At 64.7% G+C, this 19,276-nt stretch carries 18 protein-coding genes and 1 riboswitch; of the genes, 13 read left to right on the forward strand and 5 right to left on the reverse strand.

Annotated elements, in window-relative coordinates; genetic code table 11:
* Together aroC and ribB are read left to right on the forward strand one after the other, a co-directional pair.
* Positions 1 to 858 (forward strand): chorismate synthase (gene aroC / locus EOA27_RS01830; protein WP_127255316.1); only part of this gene is annotated, 858 nt, incomplete at its 5' end.
* Positions 859 to 978: 120 nt separating this feature from the next.
* Positions 979 to 2,079, forward strand: a complete 1,101-nt coding sequence (gene ribB, locus EOA27_RS01835) for a 3,4-dihydroxy-2-butanone-4-phosphate synthase (RefSeq protein ID WP_126078574.1) — start codon at positions 979 to 981, stop codon at positions 2,077 to 2,079.
* A gap of 351 nt (positions 2,080 to 2,430) precedes the next feature.
* On the opposite strand, the gene EOA27_RS01840 is transcribed toward ribB, so the two are convergent.
* Positions 2,431 to 3,651, reverse strand: coding sequence for an MFS transporter (locus EOA27_RS01840; RefSeq protein ID WP_126078573.1), 1,221 nt, complete (start codon positions 3,649 to 3,651; stop codon positions 2,431 to 2,433).
* Positions 3,652 to 3,771: 120 nt separating this feature from the next.
* On the opposite strand from EOA27_RS01840, the gene EOA27_RS01845 reads away from it, so the two are divergent.
* Both EOA27_RS01845 and EOA27_RS01850 read left to right on the forward strand, forming a co-directional pair.
* Complete coding sequence (locus EOA27_RS01845) at positions 3,772 to 4,365, forward strand: TetR/AcrR family transcriptional regulator (protein WP_126078572.1); 594 nt, start codon at positions 3,772 to 3,774, stop codon at positions 4,363 to 4,365.
* Positions 4,366 to 4,495: 130 nt separating this feature from the next.
* Positions 4,496 to 5,476: a hypothetical protein gene (locus EOA27_RS01850; RefSeq protein WP_126078571.1), complete on the forward strand. Its 981-nt coding sequence runs from the start codon at positions 4,496 to 4,498 to the stop codon at positions 5,474 to 5,476.
* Here the strand turns inward: EOA27_RS01850 and bluB are convergent, their stop codons facing one another.
* Positions 5,477 to 6,202, reverse strand: coding sequence for a 5,6-dimethylbenzimidazole synthase (gene bluB, locus EOA27_RS01855; protein ID WP_126078570.1), 726 nt, complete (start codon positions 6,200 to 6,202; stop codon positions 5,477 to 5,479). It abuts the gene before it with no gap.
* Between the two features lie 42 nt (positions 6,203 to 6,244).
* Positions 6,245 to 6,422, reverse strand: a riboswitch (cobalamin riboswitch).
* A gap of 115 nt (positions 6,423 to 6,537) precedes the next feature.
* Here bluB and EOA27_RS01860 point away from each other — a divergent pair.
* The 6 genes from EOA27_RS01860 (at position 6,538) to EOA27_RS01885 (ending at position 11,841) form a co-directional block, all read left to right on the forward strand.
* Complete coding sequence (locus EOA27_RS01860) at positions 6,538 to 7,464, forward strand: histone deacetylase family protein (protein WP_126078569.1); 927 nt, start codon at positions 6,538 to 6,540, stop codon at positions 7,462 to 7,464.
* Between the two features lie 3 nt (positions 7,465 to 7,467).
* The gene (locus EOA27_RS01865; protein ID WP_027164646.1) at positions 7,468 to 7,719 is read left to right on the forward strand and encodes an exodeoxyribonuclease VII small subunit; all 252 of its coding nucleotides are present in this window, start codon (positions 7,468 to 7,470) and stop codon (positions 7,717 to 7,719) included.
* 38 nt (positions 7,720 to 7,757) lie between these two features.
* Positions 7,758 to 8,024, forward strand: coding sequence for a DUF2277 family protein (locus EOA27_RS01870; protein WP_042641736.1), 267 nt, complete (start codon positions 7,758 to 7,760; stop codon positions 8,022 to 8,024).
* Positions 8,025 to 8,033: 9 nt separating this feature from the next.
* On the forward strand, positions 8,034 to 8,954 hold the full coding sequence (locus tag EOA27_RS01875; protein WP_126078568.1) for a pirin family protein: 921 nt from the start codon (positions 8,034 to 8,036) through the stop codon (positions 8,952 to 8,954).
* 441 nt (positions 8,955 to 9,395) lie between these two features.
* On the forward strand, positions 9,396 to 11,303 hold the full coding sequence (gene dxs / locus EOA27_RS01880; protein ID WP_127255318.1) for a 1-deoxy-D-xylulose-5-phosphate synthase: 1,908 nt from the start codon (positions 9,396 to 9,398) through the stop codon (positions 11,301 to 11,303).
* A gap of 250 nt (positions 11,304 to 11,553) precedes the next feature.
* Positions 11,554 to 11,841 carry a hypothetical protein gene (locus EOA27_RS01885; protein WP_127255320.1) on the forward strand — a complete coding sequence of 96 codons (288 nt, stop codon included), beginning with the start codon at positions 11,554 to 11,556 and terminating at the stop codon, positions 11,839 to 11,841.
* Here EOA27_RS01885 and EOA27_RS01890 read toward each other — a convergent pair.
* Positions 11,838 to 12,239, reverse strand: a complete 402-nt coding sequence (locus EOA27_RS01890; RefSeq protein WP_126078566.1) for a GFA family protein — start codon at positions 12,237 to 12,239, stop codon at positions 11,838 to 11,840. The two genes, EOA27_RS01885 and EOA27_RS01890, sit on opposite strands and share 4 nt — an antisense overlap.
* A gap of 100 nt (positions 12,240 to 12,339) precedes the next feature.
* Between EOA27_RS01890 and EOA27_RS01895 the strand changes: the two genes are divergently transcribed.
* The 3 genes from EOA27_RS01895 (at position 12,340) to EOA27_RS01905 (ending at position 17,156) form a co-directional block, all read left to right on the forward strand.
* Entirely contained in the window at positions 12,340 to 13,113 is a 774-nt protein-coding gene (locus EOA27_RS01895) for a TlyA family RNA methyltransferase (RefSeq protein ID WP_126078565.1), read from the forward strand.
* On the forward strand, positions 13,110 to 14,351 hold the full coding sequence (locus tag EOA27_RS01900; protein WP_126078564.1) for a class I SAM-dependent RNA methyltransferase: 1,242 nt from the start codon (positions 13,110 to 13,112) through the stop codon (positions 14,349 to 14,351). The genes EOA27_RS01895 and EOA27_RS01900 overlap by 4 nt, the downstream gene beginning before the upstream one ends.
* 168 nt (positions 14,352 to 14,519) lie before the next feature.
* Entirely contained in the window at positions 14,520 to 17,156 is a 2,637-nt protein-coding gene (locus tag EOA27_RS01905) for a caspase domain-containing protein (RefSeq protein ID WP_127255322.1), read from the forward strand.
* A 130-nt stretch (positions 17,157 to 17,286) separates the two neighbouring features.
* Here the strand turns inward: EOA27_RS01905 and EOA27_RS01910 are convergent, their stop codons facing one another.
* Together EOA27_RS01910 and EOA27_RS01915 are read right to left on the reverse strand one after the other, a co-directional pair.
* Entirely contained in the window at positions 17,287 to 17,955 is a 669-nt protein-coding gene (locus tag EOA27_RS01910) for a transglutaminase-like cysteine peptidase (RefSeq protein ID WP_189342220.1), read from the reverse strand.
* 368 nt (positions 17,956 to 18,323) lie between these two features.
* The coding region (locus EOA27_RS01915) for a metallopeptidase TldD-related protein (protein ID WP_127255324.1) at positions 18,324 to 19,276 on the reverse strand (953 nt) is incomplete at its 5' end.

The raw sequence follows: 19,276 nt of genomic DNA on the forward strand, positions 1-19,276 counted from the left end.
GGCACGCCTGTGTCGATGCTGATCGAGAATGTCGACCAGCGCTCCAAGGACTATGGCGAGATCGCCCGCCAATACCGGCCGGGCCATGCCGACTACACCTACGATGTCAAATACGGGTTGCGCGACCATCGCGGCGGCGGCCGCTCTTCGGCGCGCGAGACGGCGGCGCGGGTCGCGGCCGGCGCGCTGGCGCGCAGGGTTGTGCCCGGCATGACGGTGCGCGGCGCGCTGGTCGCGATGGGCGAAAAGTCCATCGATCGAGCCAACTGGAACTGGAATTTCGTCGGCGACGCCGAAAACCCGTTCTTCACCCCGGATCCGGCCTCGGTCCCGGTCTTCACCGCCTATCTCGACGGCATCCGCAAGGCCGGCTCCTCGGTCGGCGCGGTGATCGAGATCGTCGCCGATGGCGTGCCGCCCGGCCTCGGCGCGCCGATATATGCCAAGCTCGACCAGGACATCGCATCCGGCCTGATGTCGATCAACGCCGTCAAAGGCGTCGAGATCGGCAATGGCTTCGAGGCGGCCCGCATCACCGGCGAACAGAACGCCGACGAGATGCGCATGGGCAATGACGGCAAGCCGGTGTTTTTATCCAACAATGCCGGCGGCATATTGGGCGGCATCTCGACCGGACAGCCGATCGTCGCCCGCTTCGCCGTCAAGCCGACCTCGTCGATCCTGACGCCGCGCAAATCGATCGACAAGGACGGCAAGGATGTCGAGGTGATGACCAAGGGCCGCCACGACCCCTGCGTCGGCATCCGCGCCGTGCCGATCGGCGAAGCCATGGTTGCCTGCGCCATCGCCGATCATTATCTGCGGCACAGAGGACAAACGGGGAAGGGAGGGGAGTAAGGCAGTAGGGCAGTAGGGCAGTAGGGCAGTAGGTTAATGCTGCCGCCCGCAGCCCGCCAAACTTTTTCCTTTTCCCTACTCCCTTACTGCCCTACTCCCCTGCGAGCGAAGCGAGCACTTATGCCTTACGACCAGAAGAAGATCGTCGAAGCGATCCGCGCCTTCGAGCGCGGCGAGATCGTTGTCGTCATGGACGATGACGGACGCGAGAACGAGGGCGACCTGATCGTCGCCGCCGTGCACTGCACGCCGGAGAAGATGGCCTTCATCGTGCGCAACACCTCCGGCATCGTCTGCACGCCCATGCTGCGAGAGGACGCAAGGCGCCTGAATCTGGCGCCGATGGTGGCGGACAACGATTCCGCCCACACCACCGCCTTCACCGTCAGCGTCGATTTCAAGCATGGCACGACGACAGGCATCTCCGCCGACGACCGCACGCTGACCGTGCGCAACCTCGCCAACGGCAATGTCGGCCCGTCGGATTTCGTTCGCCCCGGCCACATCTTCCCGCTGATCGCGCGCGAAGGCGGCGTTCTGATGCGTTCCGGCCATACGGAGGCCGCGGTCGACCTCTGCAAGCTCGCCGGACTGCCGCCGGTCGGCGTCATCTCCGAGCTGGTCAATGACGACGGCACGGTCAAGCGCGGCCCGCAAGTTCAGGCTTTCGCCGAGGAGCATGGCCTGAAGCAGGTGTCGGTGGCCGACCTCATCGCCTACCGCCAGCGTAAGGAAACGCTGGTCCAGCGCGTCGCCTGTTCCGACATCGAAACGCCCGGCGGCAAGGCGCAGGCCTTCACCTACACGCTGCCATGGGATTCCATGCACCACCTGGCGGTCGTCTTCGGCGACATCCGCGACGGTGAGGAGGTCCCGGTGCGCCTGCATCCGGAGGATGTCGTGACCGATGTCTTCGGCACCAGCCACCGGCTCGACGGCATCATGAAGGCGATGGGCGAGCGCCGGCGCGGTGTCATCGTCTATCTGCGCGAAGGCTCGGTCGGCGTCGCCCATCAGGAGCGCAAGCGGCCGCTAAGCGGCGACCGCGAAGATCACGAAGAGGCTCGCCGCCGCGAGAACGAGTGGCGCGAGATCGGCCTCGGCGCCCAGATCCTCAAGGATCTCGGCATCTCCTCGATCAACCTGATCGCCTCGCGCGAGCGCCACTATGTCGGCCTCGAGGGCTTTGGCATCCACATCGCCAAGACCGAGATTCTGTAGTTCGTCAGGGTTGACGCCGAAGGTCTATGGCAGCCTGCCAGCGTTGCTGACCGACCGAAGCCTCCCGGACATGGGCGCTTGGCCGAACCCTCCGCAACGCAGGCGATTGGCCGAAACCTATCCGACGTCGTCATCCACGGGCGGAGCAAGGAGCGAAGCGACGCGCGCAGACCCGAGGATCCATTCCGTGACTTTCACGCGTTGCGACAGTGCAGAATTCCGCTCCGTAGCGTCCTACGATCAAGGTCACGGAAAGGATCCTCGGGTCTCCGCTCGGCTGCGCGTCGCTTCGCCCGTGGATGACGACGTCGCGTAGGTCTCGGGCTAACCGCAACGTCGGCCAAATAACCGTCACTCCGCAGGCGCCACCGCTTCGCCTCTGTCCACATCGCAATCGTCCGTGGCCAGCCGGCATTGGCCAGCAAGCACGGTGACCAGTGCGATCGCGCCTGCAGCCACCGAGACCCAAAATCCGTTCTGTGGACCGAAAGTGTCGACCATCCAGCCGGCGGCGAAGGAGCCCAGCGCCATGCCGATGCCGATGCCGGTCGTCACCCAGGTGACGCCCTCGGTGAGCATCGCGGCCGGCACGTGGCGCTCGATCAGGCCGAAGGCGGTGATGAAGGTCGGCGAGATCGCGACGCCGCTGACGAAGACCGCCAGCGCCAGCGTCGGCACGGTGTCGACGAAAAGCAACGGCAAAGTGGTGAGCGCGATCACGGTGACCGCGAGCGCCAGTTGCCGCTGCAGCGGCGCCTTCAGGCTGAGCGCGCCGACGATGATTCCAACCACGAAGGATCCCAGCGCATAGACGCCGATGACAAGGCTCGCCGCCTCGGGCTGGCCGAGCGCCTTGGTGATAGCGACGGTGGTGACTTCCGTGGTGGCGAAGGTCGCGCCGACGAAGATCAGCGCGAAGGTGATAATCTGGACCGCGCGCAGGCGGATCGCCGAACCGGTCGCGCCATGTTCGGCCGGGCGGATGGGTGGTTCGGAAGAGCGCTGCAGCAGGAATGCCGCCGAGCCCAGCGCAAGCAGCAGTGTGCTGACGACCATGCCGGCTTCGGGAAACAGCGCTGCGCTCAACCCCACCGACAGTGAGGCGCCTGCGACATAGACCAGCTCGTCGGCGGCCGATTCGAAGGCGAAGGCGGTGTTCAACTCCGGCCGATCGTGAAAGATCTCGGTCCAGCGCGCCCTGACCAGCGCCGGGATGCTGGGCATGGCGGCGGCGAGCAGGGCCGAACCGAACAAGGTCCAAGCCGGCCAGTGCCGGTTGGCCGCGATAATCAATGTCGCGAAGGCAAGCGCCGAGACAAGCGTCATGGGTGCTGCGATCGTCGTCTGGCCGCGGCGGTCCATCAGCCGCGATACCTGCGGCGAAAGAAAAGCGTTGACCAGCGCATAGGTGGCCGAGACGGCGCCGGCCAGCCAATATTCGCCATGCGTCTGCGACAGCATCGCCACGATGCCGATCGGTGCCATGGCGATCGGCAAGCGCGCGACGAAGGCGGCTGTGGCGAAGCCTTTCGTGCCAGGAGCCCGAAAGATGTCCGCATAGGGGTTTCGCATGATCCTGCTCCTCGACAAGGGTGCATACCACAATTACATACGTTGCGTATGAATGTGAGATAGTTCATACGCCGCGTATGTAAATTGGCATACGAAGCGTATGTGAATAGGGCCAGAGCCATGCACAGACCGCGCAAGGAGATGATCGCCGAGACGCGCGCCAAGCTGATCGCGGCCGCCCGCCACGCCTTCGGCACGGTCGGCTATGCCGAGTCCTCGATGGACAATTTCACCGCGTCGGCCGGCCTCACGCGCGGCGCGCTCTACCATCATTTCGGCGACAAGAAGGGGCTGCTGCAGGCCGTGATCGCCGAGATCGACCGCGAAATGGCCTTGCGCGTCAACGAGGTGGCCTCGAGGGCGCCGACGCGCTGGCAGCATTTCGTCGACGAGTGCACCACCTATATCGAGATGGCGCTGGAGCCGGAAATCCAGCGCATCATGTTCCGCGACGGCCCGGCGGTGCTCGGTGACCCGGCGCAGTGGCCGAATGCCAGCGCTTGCATCGCCTCGATGACCGACCACCTGACGAAGCTGCAGGAAGAGGGCGTGGTCGTCACCGATGTCGACCCTGAGACAACCTCGCGGCTGATCAATGGTGCCAGCAGCCAGGCCGCGCAGCGCATCGCCAATTCGAATGATCCGGAAGCCACCTCGAAGAAGGCGATCGCCGCCTTCAAGCAACTGCTCGAAGGCTTACGCCAAAAGCCCTGAGGCACGCTTGGGTAACCAAGCCACCGCGTTGTGCACCGGTTTCGGGCCGGTGCAACCCTGCCGCGATTGACAATCTATGGGGCGAGCGCATCCTCCTGCGCCATCTCTTGGGGCGTGGAGAGTCGGGGCCATGTGGGACTTCAGCATTGGCCGGTCTGTGTCCATCATGATGCGGACATGGCCGTTCATCGTCTTTCGCATGATCGTCTATTTCGGCATCACAGTCGCCTACATCATGGCGACCGGCACGGGCGCCAGCGTCGGCTACGGTGTCGGTCATATCTCGACCGATCCGGATGGACCGATGTCCTTTGCGCTGTGGGGTGGCGTGGTCGGCTTCGGCATTGTGTCGATCGCCGTCTACTGGATCCGCGAATACATCCTTTATGTGCTGAAAGCCGGCCATATCGCCGTCATGGTACATCTGATCGACGGCCATGACGTGCCCGACGGCCAGGGCCAGATCGCCTATGCCAAGGAAGTGGTCAGCCAGCGTTTCGCCGAGGCCAACATCCTTTTCGTCGTGGACCAGCTGGTCAAGGGCGCCATCCGCGCCATCACCGGCCTGATCGGCGGCGTTGCCGCCTTCCTGCCCATTCCGGGCCTGAGCGGCCTAGTCAGCTTCATCAACACGGTGATCCGCCTGTCTCTGACCTATGTCGACGAAATCATACTCGGCTACAACATCCGCATCAATTCGAACTCGCCCTTCGAGACGGCCCGGCAAGGCGTCGTGCTGTACGCCCAGAACGGCAAGCACATGGTCAAGAACGCCGTCTGGCTGGCTGCGATCATGTGGGGCGTTTCTTTCGTGATTTTCCTGTTGATGCTGGCGCCTGCCGCCGCGATCCTCTGGGTCATGCCCGGACAGCTTGCCGGCTGGGCCTTCGTGCTGGCCATCGTCTTTGCCTGGGCCTTCAAGGCGGCCTTCATCGAGCCCTTCGCCATCGCCTCGCTGATGCAGGTGTATTTCGAGACCATCGAAGGCCAAGTGCCCAATCCAGAATGGGACAACCGCCTCGCCGAGGCGTCGTCCAAATTCAGGGAGCTGCGCGACAAGGCGCTGGGCTCCTTCGGCGGCTCGCGCTGGGATACGCCCCGGGCCGCTTGATCACTGCTGGCGACCTAGCCTTGCAATCGCCGATTTGAGCGGCGCCTCGCCGGCGCCGCGAAACGTCTCGCTCATCACCAACTCGGGCAGCGGCAGGCGCTTGCCCCAGCCATGCGCTTCGAGGTCCGGCTTCGGCGCGAATGCCGAGACGCGGCCGACGCAGAGATAGGCGATCGGCGTGACATGCTCGGGGATCGACAGAAGCTTCTTCAGCGCCTCCGTCTCGATGATGCTCACCCAGCCGACGCCGACGCCCTCGGCGCGTGCCGCCAGCCAGAAATTCTGCACCGCGCAGACGGTGCTGTAGAGATCCATCTCCGGATTGTGCCAGCGCCCGAGCGGTGAGTCCTTCGACCGCTGCCGGTCGCAGGTGATGCAGAGATTGAGCGCGCTTTCGCAGATGCCTTCGAGTTTCAGCTTCCGGTAGAGCGCCTGCCGTTCCGCCTCGATCGCCGGCAGTTCCTGCTCGCGCGCGGCGAGGAACAGGTCGCGCACCTGTCTGCGCCGCTCGGCATCACGGATGACGATGAAATTCCACGGCTGCATGTAGCCAACAGACGGCGCATGGTGCGCGGCGGTGAGAAGCCGCGCCAGCACACAGTCATCCAGATTGTCGGGGACAAAATGGCTGCGCACGTCGCGCCTGGTGAACATCGCCCGGTACACCGCGTCGCGCGCCAATTGGTCAAAGTCGTCGCCACACGCGGCGATCGCTGCTGCCGTCATCGCTTTTCCCCTTGCGACAAGCAGTCCCCCGCCTGACCAAGCGGAAAACCATGTCTGCCGGGCCGGTCTTCTGGCTCGGGATCGTCCCGCTCCGGCGCCTTCCCGTCATCGACAGTGGCATTTGCCGGCGCGGTCCCCCTCACAGCGTTGGGCACGCCACGGAATAAAACCGTGTTCCCGATTCTCCCGCGTCGCGGGCACCAGGCAGCGGGACGACCTTACCGCGAAGTTCGGCACCCGCCAATGGCGCGGACGACATGGGCTGGCGCAATTTCCCCAGCCATTCGGCTTTTCAAACATGGTCATTACGGCCGCGGGTGCCTAGATTAGGCGCCATGGCCACCCGTCTCTACACGCACCCAATCTTCCTCGAACACCTCACGCCGCCCGGCCACCCCGAGCGGCCTGACCGCCTGCGCGCCATCGAGCGCGTGCTGGACGACGAGGCGTTTTCGGCGCTCGACCGCGTCAAGGCGCCGGAAGGCGATGAGAAAACCATCGTCTATGCGCACCCCGAGACTTTCGTCGAGCGCGTGCGTGCGGCGATCCCCCGGACCGGCATCGTCTCGATCGATGCCGACACCAGCGCCAGCCCGAAAAGCTGGCAGGCCGCGGTGACGGCGATCGGCGCGGCCAACGCGGCGGTCGACGACGTCTTCGAGGGCCGCGCCTCAAATGTCTTCGTCGCCGCCCGCCCGCCGGGACATCATGCCGAAAAGGCTACGGCGATGGGTTTCTGCCTGTTCAACACGGCGGCCATCGCCGCCCGCTATGCGCAGAAGAAGCATCAGGCCGAGCGCGTCGCCATCGTCGATTGGGACGTCCATCATGGCAACGGCACGCAGGACATCTTTTGGGACGACCCGTCGGTGCTCTACTGCTCGACCCACCAGATGCCGCTTTACCCGGGCACCGGGGCGAAGAGCGAGACCGGCGCCGGCAACATCGTCAACGCGCCGCTCGCGCCGCGGACCGGCAGCGACATGTTCCGCGACGCCTTCCTGTCGCGCGTGCTGCCGTCGATCGATGCGTTCGCGCCGGACCTGATCATCATTTCTGCCGGCTTCGACGCGCATCACCGCGATCCGCTGGCCGAGATCAATCTGACCGAGGACGATTTCGACTGGGCGACCGGCCAGTTGATGGAACGCGCCGGCCGCCACAGCTCCAACAGGCTCGTCAGCCTGCTGGAAGGCGGCTACGATCTGCAGGGACTGGCATTTTCAGTCGCCGCCCATGTCGGGCGGCTGATGAAGGGATAGGGTATGGCAGTGGAAGGCAATGAGGACGTCAAGGCGATGAGCTTCGAACAGGCGCTCGACGCGCTGGAGAAGATCGTCGACGATCTGGAGCGCGGCGACGTCCCGCTCGACCAGTCGATCAAGATCTATGAGCGCGGCGAGGCGCTGAAGGCGCATTGCGACCGACTGCTCAAGGCGGCTGAGGACAAGGTTGAGAAGATCAGGCTGTCGCGCGACGGCAAGCCGGTGGGAACGGAGCCGCTCGATGCGGAATAGTTTGGGTGGGCAGAGCAAGCAGGTAAGGAGTTCAAGCCATGTGCCGCAACATCAAGACCTTGGCCAATTTCGAGCCGCCGGCGACCAATGACGAGGTGCATGATGCAGCGCTGCAATTCGTGCGTAAGCTGAGCGGCTCGACGAAACCGTCCAAGCGCAACGAGCATGCTTTCTATCACGCCGTGGAAGCGATCGCCGCCGCCGCGCGCGAACTGATCGATTCGCTCGAAACCAGCCAGGAACCGCGCAATCGCGAGGAAGAGGCCGCCAAGGCGAAGGCCAGGTCGGCGTTGCGCTTCGCCTAAGGGATAATCATGAGCTTTTTTCCCGGAAACGACCCTGAGCCCGGCGATGCCTTCGCCTGCGACCAGATCGAGCTGATGGTCATCCCGAACGCCAAGGACATCGGCGGCTTCGCGGTGCGCCGCGCCTTGCCGACGGCAAAACGCCGCCTGGTCGGGCCGTTCATCTTCTTTGATCGCATGGGCCCGGCCATCCTGCGCGCCGGCCACGCGCTCGATGTGCGCCCGCACCCGCATATCGGGCTCTCCACTGTCACCTATCTGTTCGACGGCAAGATCAGGCATCGGGATTCGCTCGGCACCGAAATGGTAATCGCGCCGGGCGACGTGAATTTGATGACCGCCGGGCGCGGCATCGTTCATTCCGAGCGCACCCCGGAGGAACTGCGCGGCGCGCCGATGTCGGTCTCCGGCCTGCAGACCTGGCTGGCGCTGCCGGACGGCAAGGAGGAGATTGCCCCGGTGTTCGCCAACACGTCGGTGGCCCGCTTGCCTGAGATCGATGCCGGGGGCGTCAGCGGCCGCATCGTCATCGGCGAATTCTCCGGCCTGCGCTCGCCGGTCGCGACCGCATCGGACACGCTTTATGCCGATCTGCGCCTGGCGGCGGGCGCCAGCGTGCAAATTCCGGCCGATGCCGAAGAGCGCGCCATCTACACGCTGGAAGGCGACGTCTCGATCGCCGGCGATGTTTTTCCGGCCGAGCGGCTCCTTGTGTTCAAGCCGGGCGAGGAGATCGTCGTCTCCTCCGAGCGCGGCGCGCATTTCATGCTGTTCGGCGGCGCTTCGCTCGGTTCCCAGCGCTACATCTGGTGGAATTTCGTCTCGTCCTCGAAGGAACGCATCGAGCAGGCCAAACAGGAATGGAAGACTGGCCGCTTCGATATCGTTCCTGGCGATGAGGAAGAGTTTATCCCGCTGCCTGAGGGTTAGTTCTCGAGCACACAGAATTTTTAACGGCTCGGATATGCGTTTCTAGGTGCATGCCTTGGCGATTGGCCGAAACGTCCCTTGCGTCGTCATCCTATGGCGGAGCAAGGAGCGAAGCGACGCGGCGCAGACCATAGGATCCATGCCGTGACTTCCAAGCGTTGCAACGGTGCAGAATTCTGCTCCGCTGCGCTCTTCGGCCAGAGTCACGGCATGGATTCCAGGGTCTCCGCGACGGAGCTTCGCTCCTGCTTCGCCCTGGAATGACGACGTTGGGGGGGCTTCCGCCAATTCCAGCCGTTTTCGATGGCTTGCCAAAACAAGCAGCGCCACGCGTCACTGGCGCGCATTTACATTCGCCCGGCGGCGGCCTATGCCGCGCATGATTAAGGCGCAATCTGCTGGTAGCGCCGTGTTCGATCAATTGAGGCAGGACGCGCCCGAGTGAAGCCAGACACGCCGCTGCTCGACAAGGTCCGCATCCCGGCGGACCTGCGGAAGCTCGATGAGGGGGCATTGCCGCAGCTTGCCGCCGAACTCCGCGCCGAGCTGATCGACGCCGTTTCGCAGACCGGCGGCCACCTTGGCGCCGGTCTCGGCGTGGTCGAGCTGACGGTTGCGCTGCATTATGTCTTCAACACGCCGGACGACCGGCTGATCTGGGACGTCGGCCACCAGGCCTATCCGCACAAGATCCTGACCGGCCGCCGCGACCGCATCCGCACGCTGCGCCAGGAAGGCGGCCTTTCCGGTTTCACCCGGCGGGCCGAGAGCGAATACGACCCATTCGGCGCCGCACATTCCTCGACCTCGATTTCGGCCGGTCTCGGCATGGCCATGGGACGCGACCTGTCGGGTGGCCGCAACAATGTCATTTCCGTCATCGGCGACGGCTCGATGTCGGCCGGCATGGCTTTCGAGGCGCTGAACAATGCCGGCGCGCTCGATGCTCGCCTCATCGTCATTCTCAACGACAACGACATGTCGATCGCGCCACCGACCGGCGCCATGAGCGCCTATCTGGCCAGGCTTGCCTCCGGCAAGGCCTATCTAGGCTTACGCGATTTCGGCAAGAAGCTGACATCCTATCTCGGCAAGCGCGCCGACCGCGCCATCACCCGCGCCGTCGAGCATGCGCGCGGCTATGTCACCGGCGGCACCCTGTTCGAGGAGCTCGGCTTCTACCACATCGGCCCGATCGACGGGCACAATCTGGAGCATCTGATCCCGGTGCTGAAGAATGTGCGCGACAACGGCAAGGGCCCGGTGCTGATCCATGTCGTGACCCAGAAGGGCAAGGGCTACGCGCCTGCGGAGGCCGCGGCCGACAAATATCACGGCGTCAACAAGTTCGACGTCATCACCGGCGCGCAGGCCAAGGCGCCGGCCAACGCGCCCGCCTACACCAAGGTCTTCGCCGAGAGCCTGATCCAGGAAGCGCGCGAGGACGAGCGCATCGTCGCCATCACCGCCGCCATGCCGAGCGGCACCGGCCTCGACCTGTTCGGCGAGGTGTTTCCGTCCCGCACCTTCGATGTCGGCATCGCCGAGCAGCACGCGGTGACCTTTGCCGCGGGCCTCGCCACCGAAGGCTACAAGCCTTTCGCCGCTATCTATTCGACCTTCCTGCAGCGCGCCTACGACCAGGTCGTGCACGACGTGGCGATCCAGAAGCTGCCGGTGCGTTTTCCCATCGACCGCGCCGGCTTCGTCGGCGCTGACGGCGCCACCCATTGCGGCGCCTTCGACACGACCTTCCTCGCGACGCTGCCGGGCTTCGTCGTCATGGCCGCGGCCGACGAGGCGGAGCTTCGCCATATGGTGCGCACGGCGGCGTCCTATGATGACGGTCCGATCGCCTTCCGGTATCCGCGCGGCAACGGCGTCGGCGTCGACATGCCGGAGCGCGGCTCGGTGCTCGAGATCGGCAAGGGCCGTGTCTTGAAAGAGGGTACCAAGGTCGCGCTGCTTTCCTTCGGCGCGCGGCTGCAGGACTGCCTGCTGGCGGCCGAGGAACTCGGCGCCGCGGGCCTTTCCACCACCGTCGCCGACGCCCGCTTCGCCAAGCCGCTGGACGAGGATCTGATCCGGCGCCTCGCCCGTTCGCATGAGGTGCTGGTGACCGTGGAGGAGGGCGCCATCGGCGGCTTCGCTGCCCAAGTCCTGCATTTCCTTGCCCATCAAGGCCTCTTGGAAAGCGGCCTCAAGGTGCGCCCGCTGGTCTTGCCGGACGTCTTCACCGACCACGCCAAACCCGAAAAGATGTATGCCGATGCCGGCCTGGATTCGGCGGGCATCGTGCGCACGGTCTTCGCGACGCTCGGCCATGGCGTGCAGGCGCAGCGCGCCTGAATCAGGACTTCAACACGCTGAATCGGTTTGCCGGCTTCCGGCCGTAAGCTTTTGTTAACGCTTCCGTTTGGCGGTTCGCTTACCCTGTCTCTTGGCCGATTTTCAACGGCGCCCTGCTAAGACCTTGGCCCCAGAGCAATTAAGGAAAAGAGTGAGCGGTTTTCCGCCCGGAATTGCATAAAAACAAAGGGATAGAGCGGTTCGCCATTTCGCTGAAACGGTGAAACGCTCTAGGCAGGGGATAAGAACAATGAAGTCGTTTTTTTGCGGCACGGCCTTGCTGGCCGCCATGGCCGCGCCGGCGACAGCCGAAACGCGTTACGACCACAATATCGAAAAGGCGGCGATGGACATCGTCGCCGCCAAGATGGGCAGCATCCGCGGCGGCTTCTCCTACAAGCAGAGGCCTCAACTCGTCATGCCGCCGGATGCTACGCCCGTCGCACCCACTCCGGTTGAACCGCCGCGCAAGGAAGCCTCCGGCAATGACGGCCTGACACCGGCTGTCGAGCGCCGCGTCTCCCGGACCGTTTTCTAAAACCACACATCGCGCACGCAGCGGCCGTCGCGCGGCAGGTCGTCGAATGTGTCGAGGCCATCGAAATGGTCGATCGGCAGGTGGGCGACTTCCTCCGGCGGCGCCAGCCTGACATTGACGGCGATGCGCGTGCGGCCGCTCTTGGCCGCGCGCAGGCCGCGCCAGGCGACCACGCAGGCGCAGGTCGGGCAGAACAGGATTTCCAGCGCGGGCTCCGTCACCTCGGCGCGCGTATAGGACTTCAGCGGTCCCGCGATGCGGATGCGCTCGTCGAGATAGTCATACGCCCAGAGGGCGCCGTAGCGGCGGCAAAGCGTGCAGTTGCAGGCGGTGATCCCACCGGGATCGCCTTCCAGCGTCCAGCGGGCCGCGCCGCAATGACAAGTTCCCTTCAGCATCGACACCTCCGATCGACAGCCTGCGTGGCGGCATTCTGCAGCCTCTTGCGCCGTATTCAAACCCATTGCGTTCGCGCCCGGCTTTCGCCAATGAAGGCCGATGAGTTCCCCTTTGCCATTAAGCCGGCGCCAGCGGCTCGACGAATTGCTCGTCGGGCGCGGCCTGTTTGCCAGCCGCTCGCGCGCCCGCGACGCGATCGAGCGCGGCACGGTGACGGTTGACGGCACAATTGCCCGCAAGCCCGGCCAGCCCGTTGCACCGGACTGCCTGGTCGCCATCGACGATCCGGCCCAGGCCTATGTGTCGCGGGCGGCGTTGAAACTGATCGCCGGCCTCGACCGTTTCGGCCTCGATCCTTCCGGCGGCGAGGCGCTCGACATCGGCGCTTCGACCGGCGGCTTCACCCAGGTGCTGCTGGAGCGAGGCGCGGCGCATGTCACCGCGATCGATGTCGGCCACGGCCAGATCCATCCCGAGATTGCCGGGGACCCGCGCGTGACGATGATCGAAGGGCTGAACGCCCGAGAATTGACGGCAGCCGATCTCGGCGGCCGCGTTCCGGATTTCCTTGTCTGCGACGTCAGCTTCATCTCGCTGAAGCTGGCGCTGCCGCCGGCGCTTGAGCTGGCGGGCGAGGGCGCCAGGGCAGTCCTTCTGGTCAAGCCGCAATTCGAGGCCGGCCGCGAGGCGATCGGCAAGGGCGGCATGCTGAAGGATCCAGGCGATGCCGAGCGCATTGCCGGGAATCTGCGCGATTGGCTCGCCGGCATTCTCGGCTGGCGCGTGCTGGGACTTCACCCGTCGCCGATCGAAGGCGGCGACGGCAACCGCGAGTTCCTGCTCGCCGCCATAAAGGACGCCGGTTCGGGATGAGCACACGCTTCACCATCGCCAGGCTGGGCTCCCAGGGCGACGGCATTGCCAACGCCGAGGGCGGGGAGGTTTTTGTCCCGTTCACGCTGCCGGGCGAGACAGTCACCGCCGCGCGCCAGAAGGACCGCGCCACGCTGATGTCGGTGCTGGAAGCCTCGGCGCTCAGGACCGACCCGGCCTGCCGCCATTTCACCGAATGCGGCGGCTGCGCGCTGCAGCACTACGAGGCCGCAGCCTATCAGGAATGGAAGCGCGAAAAAGTCGTGCAGGCGCTGAAGGCCAAGGGTATCGCTTGCGAGGTCGCCGCGCTGGTGCCGTGCGCGCCGCACAGCCGCCGCCGTGTCACCTTCAGCGCCCGGCGCACCGAGGCCGGCATGCTGCTCGGCTTCGTGCGCGCTTTGTCTTCGGAGATCATCCCGATCGAGGAATGCCCGATCTCGCTGCCGGCGATCGTCTCGGCGCTCGCTAAGTTGCGCGCCCTGGCCGGATTGGTCTGCGCCACGCCGAAAGCCTTTCATATGACGGTGACCGTCACCGCTTCCGGCCTCGACATTGCCGTCCATGAGGCCGGCATGCTTGGCGACCACCAGCGGCGCATCGCCTCCAACTTCGTCATGGCCGAGGGCCTGGCGCGGCTTTCCGTCGACGGCGAGATCGTGGTCGAGCCGAAGAAGCCGGTGGTGCAGTTCGGACCGGTCGCCGTGGCCGTGCCGCCTGGCGCCTTCCTGCAGGCGACGGAAGCCGCTGAGCAGGCGATGGCCGGCCTAGTCGGCCAGCATCTGTCGCGCGCCAAGAAGGTCGCGGATCTGTTTGCCGGCTGCGGCAGCTTCGCGCTCCGGCTGGCGGCAAAATCCGAGGTTCATGCCGTCGAAGGCGAAGCCGCGGCACTTGCCGCGCTCGATCGCGCCTACCGCTTCGCCACCGGCCTGAGGCGGGTGACCAGCGAACGCCGCGACCTGTTCCGCAGGCCGCTGACCTTCAAGGAGTTGAACGCCTTTGACGGCCTGGTCTTCGACCCGCCGCGCGCCGGCGCCGAGGATCAGTCGAAGCAGATCGCCCGCTCCGACGTACCGCTGGTCGCCGCCGTGTCCTGCAATCCGGTGACGCTGGCGCGGGATTTGCGCATCCTTCTCGACGGCGGCTATACGCTGAAAAGTGTCACCCCGATCGACCAGTTCCTGTGGTCGTCGCATGTCGAGGCCGTGGCCTTGCTGGAGAAGCCGAAGCGGCGGCGCTAGTCGACTGCCGGAGGTTCGCTGGAAAAATTGTGAAGTCTCTGTTCTTTCGGTGAAATCGCGCCCTAAAGCCGCCTTTTTGCCGGACCTTAATTTCGCTGTTAGGGAAACATTCCTGCCTCCCCGGCGTTATCGCGTGGGATGGATGGCGAACACGGATGGCGAATTGCTATGCTCTCGCTTCGGAAAGTCATCGGTCTTCTCGTTCTTCTCATCGCGTTCACCGTCGCCTCCGCGACCGATGTGCTCGCGCAACAGCAGAAACGTCTCGCTTTCGTCATCGGCAACGCCGCCTATCCGTCCGATGCGTTGGTCACCTCCGCGAACGACGCCGGTCTGATCGCGCAGACCCTGCAAGCAGCCGGGTTCGATGTGGTCGGCGCGCGCGATGTCGACCAGGAATCGCTGCGTGGCGCGCTGCGTGATTTCCTTGCGAAAGTTTCCGCCGCCGGTCCGGACGCTACCGTTTTCGTGTACCTCGCCGGCCGTGGCGTGCAGTTCGAAGGCGAGAACTACTTCTTGCCGGTCGATGCCCAGATCGCCAATCCGGCCGACGTGCCGCTCCAGGCCATGCGGCTCTCCGATATCACCAAGTCGCTGGCCGGACTGCCGACGAAGGTTAATATAGTCGTCCTCGACGCGGCCCGGCCGAATGCCCTCCCAAAAATGAGCCAGCCGCTGGCCAGCGGGCTGGCGCTGGTCGACCCCGAGCCCAATATGCTGATCGCGTTCAACGCCGCTCCCGGAACGGTTGCGCCGGAAGGTGAGGGCCCATACGGCGCCTATGCCCAGGCGCTCGCCGAGATGATGCGCGACGGCGGCTTGTCGCTCGATGAGGTTTTCGACCGCACGCGGCTGCGCGTCAACGAGGTGACGCAGGGCGCCGAAATCCCATGGGATGTCTCGAAGATCGACGTGCCTTTCGTCTTCTTCGAGCGCGCTCCGGACGCGCCGCCGCCGAAGGTTTCCGAGGCCGAAGAACGGACTAACCGGACCAGGGCGATCCGCGACTTCAATGCGCACGACGCCTATCTCGCGGCACTCGATCGCGACACGATGCGCGGCTACGAGGATTTCATCGTCGCCTATCCGCACGACCCAATGGCCAAACGCGTGCGCGCCATCATCGCGGCGCGGCGCGAGGCGATCACCTGGCGTGAAACATGGCTGCGGGACACGCCTGAGGCCTACTGGTCCTATCTCGAACGCTATCCGCACGGGCCGCATGCCTGGGACGCGCGGCGCCGGCTGGAGCATTTCGACGCCGAGCTCGAGCCACCGGCGAGCTTTACAGTCATCGTGTACGATGTGCCGCCGCCGCCGGAGGAGGAAATCGTCTATGTCGATAGGCCGGTGCTCTATTTCGACGATCCCGATTTCGATTTCGAGCCTCCGCCGCCGGTCGACGTGATATTCCTACCTCCTCCACCGCCGGACTTTGTCGTGCTGCCGCCGCCTCCGCCGCCAGTCGATGTTTACGTCCTGCCGACGCCGGTCTTCGTCCCCGTGCCGGTCTGGGTCAGGCCGCCGCGTGACATCGTGCCGCCGCCGGACAACATCATTTTCAACAACATCCACAACACGACCGTCATCAACAACATCAATAACACCACGATCCGCAACGAGACCGCCAATCAGGCCGGGCAGCCAGACGGCAATGCAGAGGGCGGCCTCACCACCGGCCAGAAAATGACCGGAGCTGCCATCGGTGCCGGCGCGACGCTGGCGGCCAGGATCGCGCTGCCGCCGCTCTTGAAGAAGAGGGCGGCCGTATCCGGTCAGGCCCAGTTCAACCAGAATCAGGGCGCCTTGCCGCTGAAGCCCGGTCAGGGTGTGACGCAGGGCCAGCAGCCTGGTGCTGCGCGTCCGCTGTCGAAGAACCTGTCCACCCGCAAGCTCGGAACCGACCACGCCTTGCCGGGAGCCGATGGCAAAACGCTGCCGCTCGTCAACGGCAAGCCGGTGCTCAACGGCCGGAATCTGCTCAACGACAGGTCGAGGAAGCTGCTTGGCAAGCAAGGCCTTGTGGAGGGCAACCAGGAGGCGACGGGAAATGCCGGCGCCGCGGCGACCGGAGTGCAGGGCACGGATCAGCGGAAGGGCAAGAAATTCCGCAAACTGCCGACCGTCAACGGCTTACCGGCCGACAACGGACTCAACTCACGGGAGAAGTTAAGGAAGAACAATCCCAACGCGTTGTCCGACCAGGGCAACGGCAAACCGAAAAGGCTGATGCGCAAGGATTTGTCAGCCGGCCGGTCCATAGTCGAGCCAGGCGATCAGGGCTCGGCCAACAGAAACGACAAAGGCAGAAAATTCGGCAAGCTGCCGACCGTCAATGGTGAGCCGGCTGACAACCGGCCGAGCGTGCGGAAGCACCTGAGGAGGAACAATCCGGACGGGTTCTCCGACCAGGGCTCGATCGACAGGAACGTCAAGAAGGTCCGCAGACCGCCGACCGTCAATGGTGAGCCGGCCGACAATGGGCCGAGTATGCAGAAGCGGCTCAGGAAGAACAATCCGGATGTCTTCTCCGGCGAGAATCAGGGCTCCGCCGGCGGGAACGACCGGGCCAGGAAGTTCCGCAGGCCGCAGAACGAGGAAGGTTCCGTCGGCCCCGAAGTCAACGTCCAGCGCAACTTCAAGGTCAACCGACCGAACGAGAATGTGCAGCGCCAGCTCAAGCTACAGGAAAACCCCAACGCTCAGGCGCGGCGTCTGCCACAACAGCCCAAGGAACAACCGCCGCAGGGTAACAACAAGAAATTCGCCTGCGGCAAGCCGGGCGAGCCGCCCTGCAAACAATAGCGGCAGGGTTGGACAGCAATTCTCCGTCGATGGGCCGGGGTTTCCCGGCTCATCGCCTGCAAATCAAGAGATCGCTGGCTCGCGGCGCTTCAGCCGATGCTGGCTGAACGGGACAGGCGGACAATCCGACCTATGAGCTCGGCGATAGCCGCTTTGCAGTGCCGCCACGCTGGTTGATCGAAACCCAGGTGTTCGGGTTCTGCTGCGACTGCCGTTTCAGGAAATAATAGCCAGTTGCGTTCCAGGGCCTGACCTCGTCGACCAGATTGTCAAGGATGAGATCGCCCTTGTCGGTCTTCACCGTCAGGATGGTATGGCCCTCGTTGTGCAGGTCGCGAACCACCGTCATCAGCAATGCCTGCCGGGGAAATCCTGCTTCCTGAAGAAGCTTGCGCTTGTAGAGCGCGTAAATCTTGCAATCGCCCTTGCCGTCCACGGGATAGTCCCAGTGGTCCATCATCGTGCCCCAGTGATCGTAGTTGCTGACGGGCTTGATCGAGCGGTTCGCCTTCTGGTTCACCCGCTTGAGGATGCTCATGTTCCGCGCTGTCAGCTTGACGCTGGCGGCCGGCAGGGCAGGCACCTTGCATTCTTTCGGCCGACGATGACAGAAGTCGAGCCAGCCATAAGGAACGCTGGTGCTTGCGCCGACAGTGGCGGAACTGGCGGCAGGTCGTGTCGACGCTAGCTTGAACAGCGACGATTGCGCCGCCGCAGGGCCTGCTTGTAGCGAAGTCGCGCCGATCAACGCAAAACCAAGGAAGAGGGAAGAGGTCAGGACGCCTGGGGAATGCTGCACTACCGACACCACCGCAACGAGAAGACTGGCCGCAGGCTAATGCGCAAAGGCAGGCCAAGGCAACTGAACAATTAATAATGTTCTAACGCGATTGTGTTTTGCGTTGGGCGAAGGCTGCCGCAGACCGGTCTCAAACGGCAGTTTGGCGCCGCTGCGCTTCAGCTAGCAGGGCGGTGTCGATATCCTCCAGCGTTTTTGGCTTGCCAGGGGGGCCGTAGGCTACCAAACACGTCCTTTGGCCGCGTCGGGGCAAAGGGCGTTGCCGGTTTCAGATCAGCGCCCTCTGATGGGCTTTCGGATTTCGACATTGTGGACTCCGTGGGGTGAGCACCGCAGGCACGCGAGAATAGCGGGACGTGCCCAGCGCCTCAAACCCTGGTGCCGCCCACCGTCATCTGGTTCATCCGCAGATGCGGCTGGCCGACGCCCACCGGCACGCCCTGTCCTGCCTTGCCGCACATGCCGATGCCGTTGTCGAGCTTCATGTCGTTGCCGACCATGCTGACGCGGTGCATGGCGTCCGGACCGTTGCCGATCAGCATCGCGCCCTTGATCGGCTGTGTCACCTTGCCGTTCTCGATCATATAGGCCTCGGTGCAGCCGAACACGAACTTGCCGGACGTGATGTCGACCTGGCCGCCGCCGAAGGAGACGGCGTAGATGCCGTTCTTGACCGAGGCGATGATCTCTTCCGGCTCCATGTCTCCGGCGGTCATGTAGGTGTTGGTCATGCGCGGCATCGGCTGGTGCGCATAGCCCTCGCGCCTTCCGTTGCCGGTCGCCTTCATGCCCATCAGCCGGGCGTTCTGGCGGTCCTGCATGTAGCCGACGAGCTTGCCGTCCTCGATCAGCACGTTGCGCGCCGAAGGCGTTCCTTCGTCGTCGACGGTGAGCGAGCCGCGCCGCTCGGGGATGGTGCCGTCGTCGACAACCGTGACGCCCTTCGCCGCCACCTGCTGGCCCATCAGGCCGGCGAAGGCCGATGTCTTCTTGCGGTTGAAATCGCCCTCGAGCCCGTGGCCGACCGCTTCATGCAGCATCACGCCCGGCCAGCCGCTGGAGAGCACGATGTCAAACGTCCCGGCCGGCGCGGGAACCGCCTGGAGATTGACCAGCGCCTGCCGCAGCGCCTCGCTTGCCGCATGCTTCCAGCTTTCCTCGCTGACGAACTCGCCGAAGCTCTTGCGGCCGCCCATCCCGTAGGAGCCGCTCTCCTGCCGGTCGCCGCTGCCGACCACGACCGAGACGTTGATGCGGACCAGCGGGCGGATGTCGCGCACGATCTGGCCGTCGCCGCGCACGATCTCGACATGCTGCCAGG

Source organism: Mesorhizobium sp. M2A.F.Ca.ET.037.01.1.1 (assembly GCF_003998075.1).
In the GTDB taxonomy this organism is placed as follows: Bacteria; Pseudomonadota; Alphaproteobacteria; order Rhizobiales; family Rhizobiaceae; genus Mesorhizobium.

Excerpts from the sequence above, each read along its gene's own strand:
- EOA27_RS01870 (WP_042641736.1), top strand. The coding sequence starts at position 7,758 with ATGTGCCGCAACATCAAGACCTTGGCCAATTTCGAGCCGCCGGCGACC.
- EOA27_RS01860 (WP_126078569.1), top strand. The coding sequence starts at position 6,538 with ATGGCCACCCGTCTCTACACGCACCCAATCTTCCTCGAACACCTCACG.
- EOA27_RS01865 (WP_027164646.1), top strand. The coding sequence starts at position 7,468 with ATGGCAGTGGAAGGCAATGAGGACGTCAAGGCGATGAGCTTCGAACAG.
- EOA27_RS01905 (WP_127255322.1), top strand. The coding sequence starts at position 14,520 with ATGCTCTCGCTTCGGAAAGTCATCGGTCTTCTCGTTCTTCTCATCGCG.
- EOA27_RS01875 (WP_126078568.1), top strand. The coding sequence starts at position 8,034 with ATGAGCTTTTTTCCCGGAAACGACCCTGAGCCCGGCGATGCCTTCGCC.
- EOA27_RS01895 (WP_126078565.1), top strand. The coding sequence starts at position 12,340 with ATGAGTTCCCCTTTGCCATTAAGCCGGCGCCAGCGGCTCGACGAATTG.
- EOA27_RS01890 (WP_126078566.1), bottom strand. The coding sequence starts at position 12,239 with ATGCTGAAGGGAACTTGTCATTGCGGCGCGGCCCGCTGGACGCTGGAA.
- bluB (WP_126078570.1), bottom strand. The coding sequence starts at position 6,202 with ATGACGGCAGCAGCGATCGCCGCGTGTGGCGACGACTTTGACCAATTG.
- EOA27_RS01840 (WP_126078573.1), bottom strand. The coding sequence starts at position 3,651 with ATGCGAAACCCCTATGCGGACATCTTTCGGGCTCCTGGCACGAAAGGC.
- EOA27_RS01845 (WP_126078572.1), top strand. The coding sequence starts at position 3,772 with ATGCACAGACCGCGCAAGGAGATGATCGCCGAGACGCGCGCCAAGCTG.
- EOA27_RS01900 (WP_126078564.1), top strand. The coding sequence starts at position 13,110 with ATGAGCACACGCTTCACCATCGCCAGGCTGGGCTCCCAGGGCGACGGC.
- ribB (WP_126078574.1), top strand. The coding sequence starts at position 979 with ATGCCTTACGACCAGAAGAAGATCGTCGAAGCGATCCGCGCCTTCGAG.
- EOA27_RS01885 (WP_127255320.1), top strand. The coding sequence starts at position 11,554 with ATGAAGTCGTTTTTTTGCGGCACGGCCTTGCTGGCCGCCATGGCCGCG.
- EOA27_RS01850 (WP_126078571.1), top strand. The coding sequence starts at position 4,496 with ATGTGGGACTTCAGCATTGGCCGGTCTGTGTCCATCATGATGCGGACA.